This window comes from Enterococcus mundtii (assembly GCF_002947535.1).
Taxonomy (GTDB): domain Bacteria; phylum Bacillota; class Bacilli; order Lactobacillales; family Enterococcaceae; genus Enterococcus_B; species Enterococcus_B mundtii_B.
The window spans coordinates 1-16,125 of the sequence record NZ_PUAP01000002.1 but is presented as its reverse complement, the minus strand read 5'-3'; the positions used below and the strand labels follow the sequence as shown (position 1 = coordinate 16,125).

At 39.1% G+C, this 16,125-nt stretch carries 14 protein-coding genes; 11 read left to right on the top strand and 3 right to left on the bottom strand.

Annotated elements, in window-relative coordinates; genetic code table 11:
• Positions 1-275 precede the first annotated feature (275 nt).
• The 3 genes from yfcC (at position 276) to CUS89_RS00085 (ending at position 3,721) form a co-directional block, all read left to right on the top strand.
• Entirely contained in the window at positions 276-2,015 is a 1,740-nt protein-coding gene (gene yfcC / locus CUS89_RS00095; RefSeq protein WP_104870551.1) for a putative basic amino acid antiporter YfcC, read from the top strand.
• A gap of 199 nt (positions 2,016-2,214) precedes the next feature.
• The gene (iadA, locus tag CUS89_RS00090) at positions 2,215-3,408 is read left to right on the top strand and encodes a beta-aspartyl-peptidase (RefSeq protein WP_104870550.1); all 1,194 of its coding nucleotides are present in this window, start codon (positions 2,215-2,217) and stop codon (positions 3,406-3,408) included.
• Between the two features lie 91 nt (positions 3,409-3,499).
• Positions 3,500-3,721, top strand: a complete 222-nt coding sequence (locus CUS89_RS00085; protein WP_104870549.1) for a CsbD family protein — start codon at positions 3,500-3,502, stop codon at positions 3,719-3,721.
• Between the two features lie 60 nt (positions 3,722-3,781).
• Here the strand turns inward: CUS89_RS00085 and CUS89_RS00080 are convergent, their stop codons facing one another.
• A complete protein-coding gene (locus CUS89_RS00080) occupies positions 3,782-4,447 on the bottom strand; it encodes an ABC transporter ATP-binding protein (RefSeq protein WP_104870548.1) in 666 nt (221 codons plus the stop codon).
• A gap of 12 nt (positions 4,448-4,459) precedes the next feature.
• Entirely contained in the window at positions 4,460-5,971 is a 1,512-nt protein-coding gene (locus CUS89_RS00075; protein WP_104870547.1) for an ABC transporter permease, read from the bottom strand.
• Positions 5,972-6,441: 470 nt separating this feature from the next.
• On the opposite strand from CUS89_RS00075, the gene CUS89_RS00070 reads away from it, so the two are divergent.
• The 7 genes from CUS89_RS00070 (at position 6,442) to CUS89_RS00040 (ending at position 13,423) form a co-directional block, all read left to right on the top strand.
• Positions 6,442-8,121, top strand: a complete 1,680-nt coding sequence (locus tag CUS89_RS00070) for a ribonuclease J (protein WP_104870546.1) — start codon at positions 6,442-6,444, stop codon at positions 8,119-8,121.
• Between the two features lie 115 nt (positions 8,122-8,236).
• Complete coding sequence (locus CUS89_RS00065; protein WP_104870545.1) at positions 8,237-8,602, top strand: hypothetical protein; 366 nt, start codon at positions 8,237-8,239, stop codon at positions 8,600-8,602.
• A gap of 414 nt (positions 8,603-9,016) precedes the next feature.
• Positions 9,017-9,697: a metal-dependent hydrolase gene (locus CUS89_RS00060; RefSeq protein WP_104870544.1), complete on the top strand. Its 681-nt coding sequence runs from the start codon at positions 9,017-9,019 to the stop codon at positions 9,695-9,697.
• Positions 9,698-9,706: 9 nt separating this feature from the next.
• On the top strand, positions 9,707-11,038 hold the full coding sequence (locus CUS89_RS00055) for a DRTGG domain-containing protein (protein WP_019723185.1): 1,332 nt from the start codon (positions 9,707-9,709) through the stop codon (positions 11,036-11,038).
• A gap of 15 nt (positions 11,039-11,053) precedes the next feature.
• Positions 11,054-12,004, top strand: coding sequence for a DHH family phosphoesterase (locus tag CUS89_RS00050; RefSeq protein WP_104870543.1), 951 nt, complete (start codon positions 11,054-11,056; stop codon positions 12,002-12,004).
• Between the two features lie 304 nt (positions 12,005-12,308).
• Positions 12,309-12,641 (top strand): zinc ribbon domain-containing protein YjdM, encoded by a 333-nt coding sequence (locus CUS89_RS00045; protein WP_034688843.1) that lies wholly within the window; start codon positions 12,309-12,311, stop codon positions 12,639-12,641.
• 77 nt (positions 12,642-12,718) lie between these two features.
• Positions 12,719-13,423 (top strand): zinc metallopeptidase, encoded by a 705-nt coding sequence (locus CUS89_RS00040; RefSeq protein ID WP_104870542.1) that lies wholly within the window; start codon positions 12,719-12,721, stop codon positions 13,421-13,423.
• Between the two features lie 126 nt (positions 13,424-13,549).
• On the opposite strand, the gene CUS89_RS00035 is transcribed toward CUS89_RS00040, so the two are convergent.
• On the bottom strand, positions 13,550-15,025 hold the full coding sequence (locus CUS89_RS00035; RefSeq protein WP_104870541.1) for a helix-turn-helix domain-containing protein: 1,476 nt from the start codon (positions 15,023-15,025) through the stop codon (positions 13,550-13,552).
• Positions 15,026-15,493: 468 nt separating this feature from the next.
• Here CUS89_RS00035 and CUS89_RS00030 point away from each other — a divergent pair, with 468 nt between their 5' ends.
• Positions 15,494-16,039 (top strand): hypothetical protein, encoded by a 546-nt coding sequence (locus CUS89_RS00030; protein WP_104870540.1) that lies wholly within the window; start codon positions 15,494-15,496, stop codon positions 16,037-16,039.
• Positions 16,040-16,125 lie beyond the last annotated feature (86 nt).

Genomic DNA, 16,125 nt, shown 5'->3' with positions numbered 1-16,125 from the left:
TTGATAATCACAAAAAAATCTTTGTTTATTCGCAATCAGAAATGAAAATAAATGGACAAGAATGTCTACATTGTAAAAATAAAAAAAGAATTTTAATCCGTTTTTATAGGTGTCATGCCTTTAAAAACAGCTTTCTCAGCAAAATACTTCTTATAGAAAACTAAAATCAACAGATTTTTTTAATGGTTTATTCATGTGGTATAGAACATTTTACTGTATAATCTATTTGCTTATTCATTATTGACAAAAACGTAGCAAGAAAGGAAGAACGAGTTTTGAAGAGAAAAAATTCTTCAGTAAAGAAAAAACGAGACTTTACCAAAATGACGACCCCGCATACGTATGTCATTATTTTTGGTGTAGTTGTACTTGCCTGGTTATTAACATTTATCGTACCAGCTGGGAGATTCAGTACGCAAGATATAGAATACAAAGATGCAAATGGAGAAACGAGTACAAGAACAGTATTACGCCAAGATTCGTTTCGTTATGCCTATGAATTAGACAAGGCTTTTGTATTTGATCAACTGGAAGAATTACAAAATGATCCGAGCGAAAGAGAAAAACTAGCTGTTCCTGAAGAAGGATTAGAAGAAGTCTTGGCAGCTGGTGAAAAAAACTTGACCCAAGAGAAGTTGGATGAAATCTCGCTGACAGATGATGTTTTATATGATGAATATGGGGAAAACATCTATGATACCTCAAAGAAGCTGCATAAAACAGCGAAACTATGGGGAACCGATGATTTCGGTGGCTTTGGCTTTTTGAACTTTGTTTTTGAAGGTTTAGTATCAGGAGACAAATATGGCTCAGCAGTAGGAATTGCGGCACTTATCTTAGTCGTGGGTGGTGCATTTGGGATCATCATGCGAACGGGTGCCATCGATGCAGGTATTTATGCTTTTATCAATAAGACACGTGGGCTGGAACGTTTAGCTTTACCGCTATTATTCTTTGCTTTTTCATTTGGGGGCGCAACGTTTGGTATGGCTGAAGAAGTCATTCCATTTTCGATGGTCATGGTGCCGTTTGTGATTGCCTTAGGGTATGATTCGATCGTCGCCGTCACGGTCACCTACGTGGCTTCACAAGTAGGGAATGCCACTTCATGGATGAGTCCGTTCAGTGTCGCCGTTGCTCAAGGAATCGCAGGTATCCCAGTCTTGTCAGGTGCAACTTTCCGATTGGTCATGTGGGTCGTCGTGACTGCATTATCGGCTGGTTACTTAATGATCTATGGAGAAAAAGTACGGAAAAACCCAGAAAGTTCATTAACGTATAAATCTGACGAATACTTCCGTAACCATTTGAAGAAAACATCCGACGAACAAAAACCTTTTACACTAGGACACAAATTGATTTTAGTTGAAATGTTGATCGTCTTAGTTTGGATCGTTTGGGGAGTTACTCAAAAAGGCTACTATATCCCAGAAATTGCTTCACAATTTTTCGTTATGGGATTGGTTGCAGGGATCATTGCTGTTTTATTCAAATTAGACGGTATGACGGTCAATGATATTGCCTCTTCTTTCCAATCTGGAGCAGCAGATCTAGCTGGAACAGCAATCGTTGTTGGGATGGCAAAAGGAATCTTGCTCGTATTAGGGGGATCAGATGCGTCGGTACCTTCTGCGCTTAATACGATATTACATGGTATTGGAACAGCACTGACTGGTGTGCCAGCCGTCATCGGTGCATGGGCGATGTATGTTTTCCAAAGCTTGTTCAATCTTGTCGTAACCTCAAATTCTGGACAAGCAGCATTGACGATGCCAATCATGGCGCCATTAGCCGATTTAGTTGGTGTCTCTCGTCAAGTTGCCGTATTGGCTTATCAATTAGGTTCAGGGTTCATGGATGCGTTCACGCCAGTTTCTGCTAGCTTGATCGGTGTCCTAGGTGTGGCAAGGATCGAATGGGCAAAATGGGCACGATTCCAAATCAAAATGCAAGGATTCTTCTTTGTATTAGGAACGATCTTCATTATGATTGCGATCGCGATCGGACTTCAATAAAGCAAATAAGAACTGATTTATAGCAATTAAAGAAGTTATGTTACCCATGTGTAACTATGAGATAATAAGCGAGAAAACCCGAAAGTATCTTCATATTTTGGGATTTTCTCGCTTATTTCCGAAAGAACGATGGATTGCTTATTAAACAACCTTTCGTGTGTATGAAAGGGTACAGACTATTTTATAAGGAGGATCACGGATGAAACTCATTCGACAAATCGAAGTCTATGCACCAGAATATCTTGGTAAGAAGGATGTGTTAGTGGCAGGAAATAAAATCGTTGCCTTGGAAAATCAACTATCCGGCGGTTACGAAGAATTGAGCGTGGAAGAAATTTCCGGTGAAGGGAAACTCTTGACCCCAGGTTTTATTGATGCCCATTTCCATATTTTAGGTGGTGGCGGTGAAGGTGGCTATCATAATCGCACACCAGAAGTCACACTTAGTCAATTAACGACAGCAGGAGTGACAACAGTCGTAGGTTGTATCGGCACAGATGGTGAGGGTCGAGATATGACTGCTTTGATCAGTAAAGCAAGAGGATTAGAGGCAGAAGGATTGACTACGTATGTTTATGTGGGGTCTTATCGGTTACCAGTCAAAACGGTCACTGATTCATTGATCAAAGATTTTCTTACCATTGATAAGATTATCGGAATCGGAGAAATCGCTGTTTCTGATCATCGCTCTTCCCAACCAACATTCGACGAGTTTGCTCGAGCAGTGGCGGATGCTCGTGTTGGTGGCATGTTATCAGGTAAAGCAGGAATCGTGAATGTCCATTTAGGTGGTGGACGAAGAAAACTAGAATTGCTAGATCGTGTGGTGGAAGAGACAGAAATTCCTATCACTCAGTTTTATCCGACCCATGCGAATCGGACGACTGAATTATTAGCTGCATGTATCGAATTTGCAAAGAAAGGTGGAACCATCGACTTCACTGCAAGTGAAGATCCTGACTTTTGGGAAAAGACCGATGGCGAAGTCCGGTTTAGTAAAGCATTGAAGCAGTTATTAGAAGCACAAGTATCTCTTGATAACTTCACTTTGACTTCCGATGGACAAGGCAGTCTCCCATATTTTGACCAAGAGAACCGTTTTATCGGTATGGGCGTTGGTAGTGCGAGATCCTTATTAGTTGGTATCAAAGAAGCCGTTCAAAAAGAAGACATTCCCTTAGACATTGCCTTACGAGCAGTGACTTGTAATCCTGCAAGAGTCCTTAAATTGGACCAAAAGGGAAGAATCGCTGTCGGGAAAGATGCGGATCTGTGCCTACTTGATAAAGAAACCTTAGAGATCGATACAGTGATTGCTAATGGCATCGTCATGGTCCAAGAAAAACAAGTGAAGGTTTGGGGAACGTTTGAGCAAACGATTGCAACGAGCTGAATGCTGGGATAAGCATACTGTTTGTTTGTTTTTATAATTGGTGTTACTCTAAAAGCAGTTAGATAAGACAAATTTTAGAGGAGGAAATATCATGGCAGATTTAGAAGGACGCTCTAAAGATTTGAAAGACAAAGTTGCAGGTGAAGGCAAAGAAGCCTATGGAAAAGCAACAGGCGACAGAAGCAAAGAAACAAAAGGTAAAGCCCAATCTGCAGGTGCGGATATCAAGAGCAAAGCTCGTAATATCGGCGATGAAATCAAAGAAGGCTTTGAAGATGTAAAAGAAAAATTTTCAAAAAAAGACCATAAATAGTCTACTTGTAAATTCTTATAAAAAAGCGTCCTACCAATAAGGAGGACGCTTTTTTAGCGGTTATCCAATATCAATGGATGCGAATGTTTTGTTCTTTAATTCAAAGACTTCATCACATTTTTTTGCCACTTCTAATTCGTGTGTCACAATGATGATACAGCGATTTTGTTCGTGAGCGATTTCTTGGAAGAGTTGAACGATTTCTTGTGAAGTCGTTTCATCGAGGTTTCCTGTTGGTTCATCCGCAATGATCAACTGATGTTCGCAACAAATCGCTCGAACGATTGCTACACGTTGTTGTTGTCCCCCAGACAATTTAGTGACTTGCTGTTTTGCGAGGGTTTCATTTATCCCAACCCGTGCTAGCCGATCAAGTGCAACTTGCCGATAATCTTTTTGCGGGGTATTCGAAATTTCCATGGCGGTAATGACGTTATCAAGAGCTGAAAGGTAAGGCAATAAGTTGTACGCTTGAAAAATGATCGATACATCATTTTTACGATAATTCCGTAGTCCTATTTTAGCTAAAGATCGCTCTTCGTAATAAACAGCGCCTTCTTTTGGTGTATCAAGTCCTGAGATCAACGAAAGAAAGGTCGTCTTTCCTGAACCACTTGCCCCTAATATGGCATACATTTTCCCTTTATCAAAGGACAAATTCACATCTTTATAAAGCGCCTCTGTTGGATTTTGATACCAGAAGCTCAAGTTTTCTGTACGTAACATCTAATTCCTCCTTTAGTTTAATAAGATTTTTCGTGGATTTAGTCGCAGTATGCCGATTGAAGCTAGAAAAACTGAGAGTAAGCTGATCCCAAATGCAACAGCTGCTAGAAGGCCGAGTTGGGCTGGTTGAACGGCGATCTCGAGGTCGCTTACTTGTTCTGAAACGGTAAATGGATTACTAGCTCCATCGGGTTGTCCGCCAGGCCCACGATTGCCACCACCAGGCATTTGATCGCCTTGTTGCTCGGCAGGTGAGTTGGTTGTTGTTTCAGTTTGTTGATCAAGCAACTGTTGACCGACAGCATTTGCAACGACATTTCCACTGAATGAAGCCACACCTAACGCGACGATCATACATATGGCCACTTCTGTAAACAATTGAAGAACGATTTTACTTCTGGATTCACCTAATGAAAGCAATACCCCTAATTCATGCCGACGTTCACGAATCGTGATCATAATGATCAAAGTCAAAATAATGATGCCAGCAACCGCAACGAGTAAAACGACATTTTTTGAAAAGCTAGCTACGTTGTTAAGTGGTTCAAGCATTGCTTGGAACATCGTATCGTTTGATTGAAGACTGAACGTTGAAGTATCGATCAAGTTTTCTGCTTCAGTGATAAAGTCTGCCATTTTATTGGGATCGGTCAGCGTGTAAACTGCAGAATCGATTGTGTCATTTTCTGTCGAGCCATTCAAAGTATTGGCAAATGTATAATAAGTATACAAAGTGTTCGCTGGATTCATGAAATTGAAATTCATTCCCATGCTACTACTTGTTTCACTCGATTCATAGATTCCTTTGATCGTCATTTCATAAGTCGTTTCTTCATCTTCAGTGCTAGTAATAACGAAAGTATCCCCTACGGATAAGTCATTCGCGCTAGCTAAAGTAGAGTCGATCACGACATTGTTCGTATCTTTGTCGCTTTCAGTGATTCCTTCACCTTCGATGATTTTTGCTGTGCCATCCGTAAAGCCACTCGTTTGGGCTGTATTGGATACCCCACTGACTTGAAAATCTGCTTGCATCATTTGTGGTTTGCCACCCATGTCTCCACCCATGTTTTCGCCGTTTGGTGCAGCATCAGTCGCAGTATCAGTATTAGTTTCTTCTGATGTTTCTGAGGTGTCAGAGCTTGAAATGGCGGTGATCCCGCTATTTGCTAAAGCTGATGCGGAGCTTTCGAAGGAAAAACTTGCTACATTATCTAGTGCTGCAATCTTTTCTGCATCGCTGACTGAAACAGGTGTGAGGGAGAAACTTCCAGGATCTGGTCGACCACTTGATTCAGTATCAGTTGCCTCCGTTTGTTTTTGGAAAGCCGCTTCACGATTTGCACTTAAAGTGACAGTTGCACCGACATCTTTTTGAGCTTGCTCTGCTGCTTGTTGTGCTGCACTACGTATGGTTAGCCCAGCAAGAACGAAGACAAGGATTGCTGTAAAAACTGCCAATAAGAGTAAAGAACGCCCCCATTTTACTTTTGTACTTTTTAATGCTCGTTTGAAAAAATTCATTGGTTCGATCTCCTTTCGAAATGAGTACAAAAATAGAATAAAGGGAGTAGCTTAAGCCTACCTTAAAAAGAGACCACGGCCAGAAACAGTTGAAAGCTAAAAACAAGTCAAATGGAGTAGGAAATGAAAAACATTCTATAGTTATTGAGTAATTTATGGTAAAATAGACGAAGTATCTTCTAAAATGAAAGAAGAAAAAATGGTCTGGGAAAAACATGGAGACAGAAACAATCGTACATGCTAGCGATTTGTTTGATTTGTTGTATAATGATGTGGAGCAGTTGATCGAGCAACTGAAGCAATCCCGATTTTTTTGTGTCAAAAAAAGATCCTAAACGCCTGTAAAATTAAGATGGATTTTAGTACTTAATGAAATCATCCGAAAACCAGGCGCTCAGAAAATGGATCGTTTAAATAAAATAGAGAATCGACATCGTTAAATGAAGATGTCATAAGAAGAGGTGAAATTTGTGAGTACCATTAAGATTATCCCTTTAGGCGGTGTACGCGAAAATGGAAAAAATTTGTACATTGCAGAAGTAGGGGAAGCTATTTTTATTTTAGACTGTGGTCTAAAGTATCCTGAAAACGAATTATTAGGGATTGACGTTGTCATTCCTGATTTTACGTATTTAGAAGATAATGTCGATCGTGTAGCAGGTGTCTTTCTAACACACGGTCACGCAGATGCGATTGGGGCGTTGCCTTATTTATTGTCAAAGATTTCTGTACCTGTGTTCGGAACAGAATTGACGATCGAATTGGCAAAATTGAATGTCAATCGCAATGATGCTGCAAAAGGATTCAAGGATTTCCATGTGGTGGATGAACATACAGAGATCGATTTCGGTGAAACGATCGTTAGCTTCTTCCGCACCACTCATACGATCCCAGATTCAATCGGGATCAATTTGAAAACCCAAGAAGGAAATATCGTTTATACGGGTGATTTCAAATTTGACCAAATGGCGATCCCAATGTACCAAACGGATTACGCCCGTTTAGCAGAGATCGGGAAAGAAGGCGTGTTAGCTTTACTGAGTGAATCAGCAAATGCAGAAAATGCGACACCTGTTGCTTCTGAGTTCCAAATCGCTGATGAAGTATTTGATACGATCAAATATTGGGAAGGACGGATCATCGTTGCTTGTGTTGCAAGTAATCTTCAACGTGTCCAACAAATCTTAGACGCCGCTGCCAAAGCAGGACGTAAGGTCGTGTTGACTGGGCAAGACTTTGAACGGATCATCCGAACAGCTATGCGCTTAGAAAAACTTCAATTACCAAGTGAAGACCTATTGGTCACATTAAAAGATATGAAAAACTATGAGCCTGAAGAACTGATCATTTTAGAAACAGGCCGTATGGGTGAACCGATCAAGTCTTTACAAAAAATGGCAAATGGCGCGCACCGTCATATCAAAATCAAAGAAGGCGATCTTGTTTATATCACAACGACACCAAGTATTGCGATGGAAACAATGGTTGCTAAGACAGAAGATATCATTTACCGAGCAGGTGGAATAGTCAAACAAATCTCTGACAATCTGCGGGTTTCTGGTCATGCCAATCCTAATGACTTACAATTGATGTTGAACTTTATGAAACCTAAATATTTCATCCCAGTTCAAGGAGAATACCGTGAACTAGCTGCCCATGCAGACTTAGCCCATGCAGTTGGTATCCCTTATAAAAATATCTATATCACAGGACGTGGGGATATTTTAGAATATAAAAACAAGCGGATGAGTGTGGCAGGTACGACAAGTGCTGAAAATGTCATGATCGACGGACTAGGTGTTGGTGATATTGGAAACATCGTCTTACGCGACCGTAAAATCTTATCTGAAGACGGTATTTTTGTTGCAGTAGTGACAATCAGTCGTCGCGAAAAGAAAATCGTCTCAAAACCGCAAATCACTTCACGAGGATTTGTTTATGTCAAAGCAAGTCGTGATTTGATCAATGAAAGTAGCAACATGATCGAAACCATCGTAGGGAAACATTTAGAAAGCGATGATTTCGAGTGGAGCAAGCTGAAACAAGAAATACGTGATCAATTAGGTCGCTATTTGTTTGAACAAACCAAACGCCGCCCAGTGATTTTACCAGTCATCATGGAAGCGACACAACGTCGCGGCAAAAGATAAAAAAATGAAAAGCTGTATCAAAGGATGTTCAGATGATGAATATGTTTGGTATAGCTTTTATTTTATAGGAGCGAGATTATTAAATATACACTATTGAAAGGTGGAAGAGTCTACAATGAAAAAGGAACTTGTTTTGGGAAATGATCAAATGAAAGAGAAACAGATCATCGTTTTTGGCGTAACTTCAATGAGTACAGATAGTACCCTTTATACCAATTTGTTAGTAACAAAAATGAATAACTTCGCAAAAAAACAACATTTACTTGTGCATGTTGACATGCAGAGCATTTCTAAGTTGGAACAATTTGCAAAGACTGCTGATGTCATTCTGTTATCTCCAGAGCTGTCTTCGATGAAAGAAACTATCATAAAAGAGTACCCTACAAAGATTATTGAAGTGATAGACATGAAAGATTATGGCCTACTAAATGCTGAAAATATCTTAAAAAAATTCTTGATCACTAAACTAGAAAAGAAATAATTCTCAAAATAGTTAGCAAACTCCGTTTTTTTTCATCATTGTTCTACTTAAGAAAGTGTCGCGGATCTGTTCAAACTTGTAAGGCTTATAAAAATATTTAAACTTAAATAAAAATACCAATAGTAGAAACTAGATTCTTGATTTCTACTATTGGTATTTTTTTATTTTAGTATCATAACTAATCCGTAGTCGTTCTGGATTTAATCACAGTGATCAAACAATAAATAGAAACTATTGATTCTCCACGAAACATTCCCTTATTCAGGTGTTCAGTGATAAGTACACGCTCACTTGAGACTTGGTACAACCTGTGTTATCTGTTACAATTAAGTAGGATATACTGTACTACTAAATGTATGAATGATCAAACCAAAATCGAAAGAGTCAGTGACCAAAATGTTGAGGAGTGAGAAGATGAAGATTACTTATCATGGACATTCTTGTATTTCTCTTGAAATGCAAAATGGCCAAAAAGTGCTGATAGATCCATTTATTACTGGCAATCCTATGACTGATTTAAAGGTGGATGAAGTCAAAGCAGACTGGATACTGGTCACCCATGGGCACAATGATCATATTGGTGACATGTTGCCGATTGCGAAGAACAATGAGGCGACTATCATCAGTATTGTCGAAATCGCTGATTATGCACAACAACAAGGAGCAAACTCTTTTGGGATGAATATCGGTGGTAAAAGGGAGTTTCTTTTCGGCACAGTCAAATTCGTCCATGCACAACATAGCTCAAGTCTCGAAATCGATGGTGTTCCACGCTATATGGGAGAACCGAGTGGTATTTTGATCCAAGCAGAAGGAAGAACGATTTATCATGCGGGAGATACCGCAGATTTTAGCGATTTGGCGCTTTTAGGTGAACAGTTTACGATCGATGTAGCCTTTTTACCGATTGGCGACAATTATACAATGGGGCCTGAAGATGCGGCTCGTGCGGCGAAGCGAATCAAAGCGAAGAAAGTCGTACCGATCCATTACAATACCTTTCCTGTCATTGAACAAGATCCGCAAGTATTCATCGATTTATTAGTAGATACAGAAGGAAAAATAATGAGCGTTTCGGAAACGCTGGAAGTGTAGGGGAAAGAGATGGCGACAAAACATGATCTGATTTTAGAATATATCGAAAGCCTGCCAGTGGGGAATCGAATATCTGTCCGTAGTATTGCGAAAGAATTGAACGTCAGTGAAGGAACGGCTTACCGAGCAATCAAAGATGCTGAAAATGTAGGCTTAGTGTCCACGATCCAACGAGTAGGAACCATTCGGATCGAACGCAAATTGAAGAAAAATATCGAACGATTGACATTTGGAGAAGTCGTGCGGATCATTGAAGGTGATGTCTTAGGAGGGGCAGTCGGTCTAGATAAAGTCTTGAATAAATTTGTCATTGGTGCGATGACCGAACACGCGATGGAACGCTACATCACTCCAGGTTCATTGATGATCGTTGGTAACCGTACAGAAGTACAAAAGTTAGCGCTCGAAGATGGAGCGGCGGTGTTGATTACGGGTGGTTTTGATACGACACCTGAGATCGCTCAATTAGCGGATGAATTAGCCATGCCGATTTTACGCACGACTTATGATACCTTTACCGTAGCGACGATGATCAACCGAGCGCTTAGTGATCAACTCATCAAAAAAGACATCATGCTCGTCGGTGATATTTATCTGACTGCTCAGAAAACACATTATTTATTACAGTCGGATACGGTAGCTGATTATCAACGGATTTCAGAAGAAACCCAACATTCTCGTTTCCCGGTAGTGAATCATCACATGCGCCTGATGGGGATCATTACGGCAAAAGATGTCGTAGGTAAAGCACCGACCCAAGTCATTGATCGGGTCATGACCAAAGATCCAATCAGTGTCAAGAAAACGATGAGCGTCGCTTCTGTCGGACATCAAATGATTTGGGATGGCTTAGAAGTCATGCCAGTGGTTTCCGATGATTTGACCTTAGAAGGATTGATCACACGTCAAGATGTCATGAAGGCGATGCAATTGGTGCAACGACAACCGCAAATCGCTGATACGATCTCTGATCAGATTTCCGGTGCGATCCAAACGATCGATACAGACCGTGAAGGCAATCGATTGACGACACCTAAGTTCAAATTTGAGGTTTCGCCACAAATGGTGACAGGTGTTGGAACGATTTCTTTTGGGGTGTTAAGTGAAATCATTTCAGATGTTGCGCAAAAAACAATGATCATGAACCAACGAAGAAATATCTTGTTGGAGCAAATGAATCTGCATTACCTTCGTCTGATCCAGATCGAAAGTGAGTTAGACATTCGTCCAAGAGTTTTGGAAATCGGTAGAAGGTCCGCTAAACTCGATGTAGAAGTATTTATAGAAAACACGATCGTGGCTAAAGCCATTGTCGTTTGCCAAGTGATGGAACGTTCGTAGAGAGTAGGAAAGAAAATGACCATACAAGAAGAGATTTTGAATGAAATCAAGAAATATCAAAAAATCGTGATCCACCGACATCAAAGACCTGATCCAGATGCTTTAGGTTCACAAGTGGGATTAGCCGAGTTATTACGTAATAGTTTTCCAGAAAAAGATATTCGTCAAGTGGGAAAAGACGTTGAAGGCTTGCGTTATTTAACAGAAATGCAAGAAGTCGATGATGCTTTTTATCAAGGGGCATTAGTTATTGTAACAGACACAGCGAATGCGCCACGTATTGATGACAAGCGCTATTCCTTAGGAGAGCAAGTGATCAAAATCGATCATCATCCGAATGATGAACCCTATGGCGATTTACTTTGGGTAGATACGAAAGCCAGCAGTTGTAGTGAAATGATCGCTGAGTTTGCTTTGATGTTCCCCAATGCGCTGAAGTTGAATGACAACTCTGCCCGCTTGTTGTATGCTGGCATCGTTGGTGATACTGGAAGGTTCTTATATCCTTCAACAACAGGTCGCACGTTAGAAATAGCAGCAGCGTTAAGAAAGTATTCTTTCGATGCAAGCCAATTGAATCGTGAAATCGAACAAATCACCATGAAAGTAGCGAAACTATCCGGTTGTGTCTATCAAACGATCGAAGTTGACGAAAAAGGTGCCGGAAAAGTAATCTTGTCACAAGAATTGTTAGGGAAATATGGCATCGTCGATTCAGAGACCGCATCTGTCGTCTCTTTACCTGGTGTCATTGACGAAGTGTTAGCTTGGGCGATTTTTGTCGAGCAACCAGAAGGCTATTATCGTGTACGTTTACGTTCAAAAGGACCAGTCATCAACGAGATCGCCAAGCGACATCATGGTGGCGGGCATCCCTTGGCAAGTGGCGCAAATGCAAAAGACCTCGAAGAAGTAGCAGAGATCTACAGAGAAATACAAGAAGCCTGCACGAATTATGCACGTTAAAAAATCTGCTCTAAGTAGGAAATAAAGAATTCGATACAAACCTAGCATTCACTTTTATCTGTTACTTTTGGAACGAATAAATGGTGGGGACAGAAGGAACCTCTTTGGAGATCAGACTACTTCTGTCCCGCCTCTTATTAATAATTGGCGTTGATTGTCTTTTTTATCAGGAATATGTAAACTCATGCTCAATGAGACCAAATCAGCATAGGCACTCTATGGTTCCCAATAGTAAATTGCTCTTTCCAAACTGTTATTTTTCCGTTATAATATTGCTCAATAACGAACAAAAAGGAGAAACAACATGACAGTACCAAATTGCCCAGTATGTGGGTCAGAATATGCTTATGAAGATCGAGGATTATTGATTTGTCCTGAATGTGGAAACGAGTGGACACCATCAGAAGAAACAGAAGCAGAAGGCCTAGTAGTGCTCGATGCAAACGGCAATCGTTTAACAGACGGCGACAGCGTGACCGTTATCAAGGATTTAAAAGTAAAAGGGGCTTCCTCACCTATCAAACAAGGAACAAAGGTGAAGAATATCCGTTTAGTTGAAGGAGACCACAATATCGACTGTAAAATCGAAGGGTTTGGTCCAATGAAGCTGAAATCAGAATTTGTCAAAAAAAATTAAAATATTCAATCTCTTTTCACAATTATTCTACTCGAACAATGGTAAAATAGAGGTAATGAGGAAAGGGTGAAACGATCATGTATGGATATGGTTTTTATGGCTTGGATCCAACGCTTCTTTTAGTTATTGCTGGATTGGCTATTTCTGGAATCGCTTCTGCTTACGTCAATAGTACCTTTCGTAAATATGATAAAATCAGAAGCAAAAACAATGTGACTGGTACGCAAGCCGCCCAGTTCATTTTACAAAGTCAACAAATCAATAACGTTGGCGTCCAACAAATCGCCGGTGATTTGACGGACAATTATAATTCAGGGAACAAGATGTTAAGCTTATCGCAAGCTACTGCAAAATCTACATCAGTTGCTGCAATTGGAGTCGCTGCCCATGAATGCGGTCATGCAGTGCAAGATGCCGTTGGCTATGCTCCGTTGAAAATCAGAGCTTCATTAGTGCCTGTCGCAAATTTTGGCTCAATGATTTCGTTCCCATTGATCATGGTAGGTGTATTATTTAGCTGGAATACGACGTTGATCAACATTGGCATCTTCGCCTTTTCATTGGCGTTGTTGTTTCAACTTGTTACGCTACCAGTAGAATTCAATGCGTCAAGACGAGCGATCCAAATTTTAAGTGAAGGTGGCTTACTGACAGAAGAAGAGGTGCCGATGGCGAAACATGTGCTATTTGCGGCTGCCTTGACCTATGTTGCTGCGGCGCTATCTACATTCTTACAATTACTACGTTTGATTTTGATCTTTGGTGGTAATCGTCGAGACTAGGACAAGCTAATAAAAGTGAGGGACAGTCATTTAGACTGATCCACTCACTTTTTTATTTTAGGAAAATCGGTATTACTTTACAGACCAGTCAGTAGAGTAACGTAGGCTTCTCCTATTTTCTTTGAATCAAATCATTTTATTGACATAAAGTTGTTGGATCTTTGTGACTAAATCTACCCACAAATCTTTTTCTTTACTAGGATCAAGGTAAAAAATTTTACTCGTTTGATGAAATTTATCGAACCAATCAGTGACGATCAAATCGGCTTGTTCTGGATTTTCTGTCAAGCGAATCATTTTCTCGTCAAATACTTGTCGTAATCGATTTTGGATATGATAATTTCCTGTCAGTGTTTTATTCATCTGTACATAGATCAATAATTTTTCATTTGTTTCAGACTGTAAAAGGTTGTAGATCAAGCTACTCAAATAATAAATAATCAAGCTTTTTTTTGGGTGGTCATGAAAAACTTCAGAGATGATGTGCTTGATTAGTTGTATTTGTTCATTCGATTCATCCACTTCAAGTGCTGATTTAGGAAAATGCAAGGAGTAGAAAAAGGGTGTCGTATTTCCTAACATTAAAATAGAAACCAATGAAAGCATCAGATAGTAATTATAGAAAAACCTTTTTTCAGATGAAGAAATCACTGGAAAGGCTTGAGCTAGCTCTTTTGTCAGTAAGGTGATTTGTATACAAAGGCGATTACGTTTATTCGTCAAAGTGTAACCAATCAAACTTTTTTGCTGACTTGAAATGAGATTAGGGAAAAAACAATAGATCAGGAAATTAAAATGCAAGAGTTCATCAATAGCTGCTTCATGTGGTAAAAGTTTAAATAAATGATGTTTAAAACTCCCAGAAACATCTTGTACCTGTTGTAGCAATTCTAAAATAGCATAAACCTCATTAGATTCAGATGTGATCAACGACGATTGTTGCGTACGAAGCGTAAAAATAGCAATCAACAAATACAGATTTTCTTGATACTTCAGTGAATGGTTTGAAACGAGCAATTTTTTGGATAATCGCCGCTCTCTTTTTAGTTGACTCAATTTGAATTTATCAAAAGGCCATTCCAACCCTTGAAAAGCATCAGATAGAATAAAAAACAGATAGAGTCGGATAAATAATTCGTTTCCTTTGAACAAATAACAGCCTTGCGATGAAACGATCTCGATTTCGAAATCTTGAAGTGTTTCATTCAATTGGTGTGTTAATTTTTCTAAGTAAGAGTGGGATATGTACAATTGCTCCAATAAATATTTTTTTGGAACATACGCTTTGGGATAATTGACCATAAGTAATAAGTAGTTGAAACGATTGGATTCTCTTAAATAAAAAAGTTTGAGTTTGTGATAAATCATCATTTTTATTTCTTGGTACTCATCGGATATAGTTATTTCTCCTTTGTGTGTAGAGAAAATAAAAGCAGGAATGCTCAATTGCTGTTCAATCGTAGTATTCAACTTTCGAATCAATTCTTTGATTGTCCGTTTAGGGATGGTCAGTTCATCCGCAAGCTCTTTCAACGTACATTGACTTTTTTGAGTGATCGTATAGAGGACTAATAACTCTTTCTTTTTTGCATCAATTAACATGTTGGACTCCTTTCTGACAATTAGTGTACTAGTAGTGACATAAAATGTGAGTGGAAAGTGTTTTCAATGTATGATATTCTCACATAGTAATAGAATTTGATTATATAACTTGTTATTTTAAGAAATAATAATTAGTTATCTATTCTATTGTTTATTTCTTTGCTTATTTTGTCAAGTTGGAATCAGTTAAATAAACTCGGTTGAGGGAACGCATTGTTATTTAATTGAGGATATTGTTATTTTTAAAAACTTGTTTTTGACGAAGTATCAGATAAATCAAGCTTCTATTACAAAGAGACATATTTTAACCCCCGAAATATGTTATTATCGTTTTTTTTTATCAAAACTTGTTTCTTCATGGTTTACATAAGTTTTTCCTACTAGATGATGAGCTGGATAGTAAGGGAAAATTAAAGAAAGAATCATTGCCGGATATGAATAAGATAATCGGAAAGGATGGATGGTTTCGTGGGAAGAGTGACGAACTTTAGTAAAGAATATTTACTATTTAAGAGTATGGTATATGCTGAAGAAAATGGGTTATCGACAATCACAGCGAGAAGTTTAGCATCTTTTTGTGGATGTTCTACTTACCCGATCTATGCACATTTTAAATCAATCCGTATACTAAAAGAAAAAATTATCGAAGAGATCACGATATGTTTTGATCGATATTTAGCTGAATACGTCATCGACGATTTTTTTAGTGTCGTTCATTTATTGAAGGAATTTTTCTCGATTCATGAGAGTATTAGAGGAGTAGTTATCAAATCCGAATTAGACATGGCCTCATTGTTCAAACGAACGTTCTCGGAATTCGTCAGAGAACATACGGGAATCAAAGAAGCATATTTATTAGAACTTCTTTGGCTGAATGCATTAGGCAGTTTAAATTCGGACAAATCATCAAAAGAATTTTTTGAGACAATGACATTGATTTGGAATAAATTAGCAGAATTAGAAGAAGATTTGCCTGAAATGCTAACAAATATCCAATACGTTCCTGTTAATTGATCTGACGTTTTTTGTATTGATGATTTACTTTATTTGTTCGTATGACGAGGGCGGGACAGAAGTGTTTAGCCTCGAGAAATAAGGCG

Excerpts from the sequence above, each read along its gene's own strand:
- iadA (WP_104870550.1), top strand. The coding sequence starts at position 2,215 with ATGAAACTCATTCGACAAATCGAAGTCTATGCACCAGAATATCTTGGT.
- CUS89_RS00085 (WP_104870549.1), top strand. The coding sequence starts at position 3,500 with ATGGCAGATTTAGAAGGACGCTCTAAAGATTTGAAAGACAAAGTTGCA.
- CUS89_RS00080 (WP_104870548.1), bottom strand. The coding sequence starts at position 4,447 with ATGTTACGTACAGAAAACTTGAGCTTCTGGTATCAAAATCCAACAGAG.
- CUS89_RS00075 (WP_104870547.1), bottom strand. The coding sequence starts at position 5,971 with ATGAATTTTTTCAAACGAGCATTAAAAAGTACAAAAGTAAAATGGGGG.
- CUS89_RS00065 (WP_104870545.1), top strand. The coding sequence starts at position 8,237 with ATGAAAAAGGAACTTGTTTTGGGAAATGATCAAATGAAAGAGAAACAG.
- CUS89_RS00060 (WP_104870544.1), top strand. The coding sequence starts at position 9,017 with ATGAAGATTACTTATCATGGACATTCTTGTATTTCTCTTGAAATGCAA.
- CUS89_RS00055 (WP_019723185.1), top strand. The coding sequence starts at position 9,707 with ATGGCGACAAAACATGATCTGATTTTAGAATATATCGAAAGCCTGCCA.
- CUS89_RS00050 (WP_104870543.1), top strand. The coding sequence starts at position 11,054 with ATGACCATACAAGAAGAGATTTTGAATGAAATCAAGAAATATCAAAAA.
- CUS89_RS00045 (WP_034688843.1), top strand. The coding sequence starts at position 12,309 with ATGACAGTACCAAATTGCCCAGTATGTGGGTCAGAATATGCTTATGAA.
- CUS89_RS00040 (WP_104870542.1), top strand. The coding sequence starts at position 12,719 with ATGTATGGATATGGTTTTTATGGCTTGGATCCAACGCTTCTTTTAGTT.
- CUS89_RS00035 (WP_104870541.1), bottom strand. The coding sequence starts at position 15,025 with ATGTTAATTGATGCAAAAAAGAAAGAGTTATTAGTCCTCTATACGATC.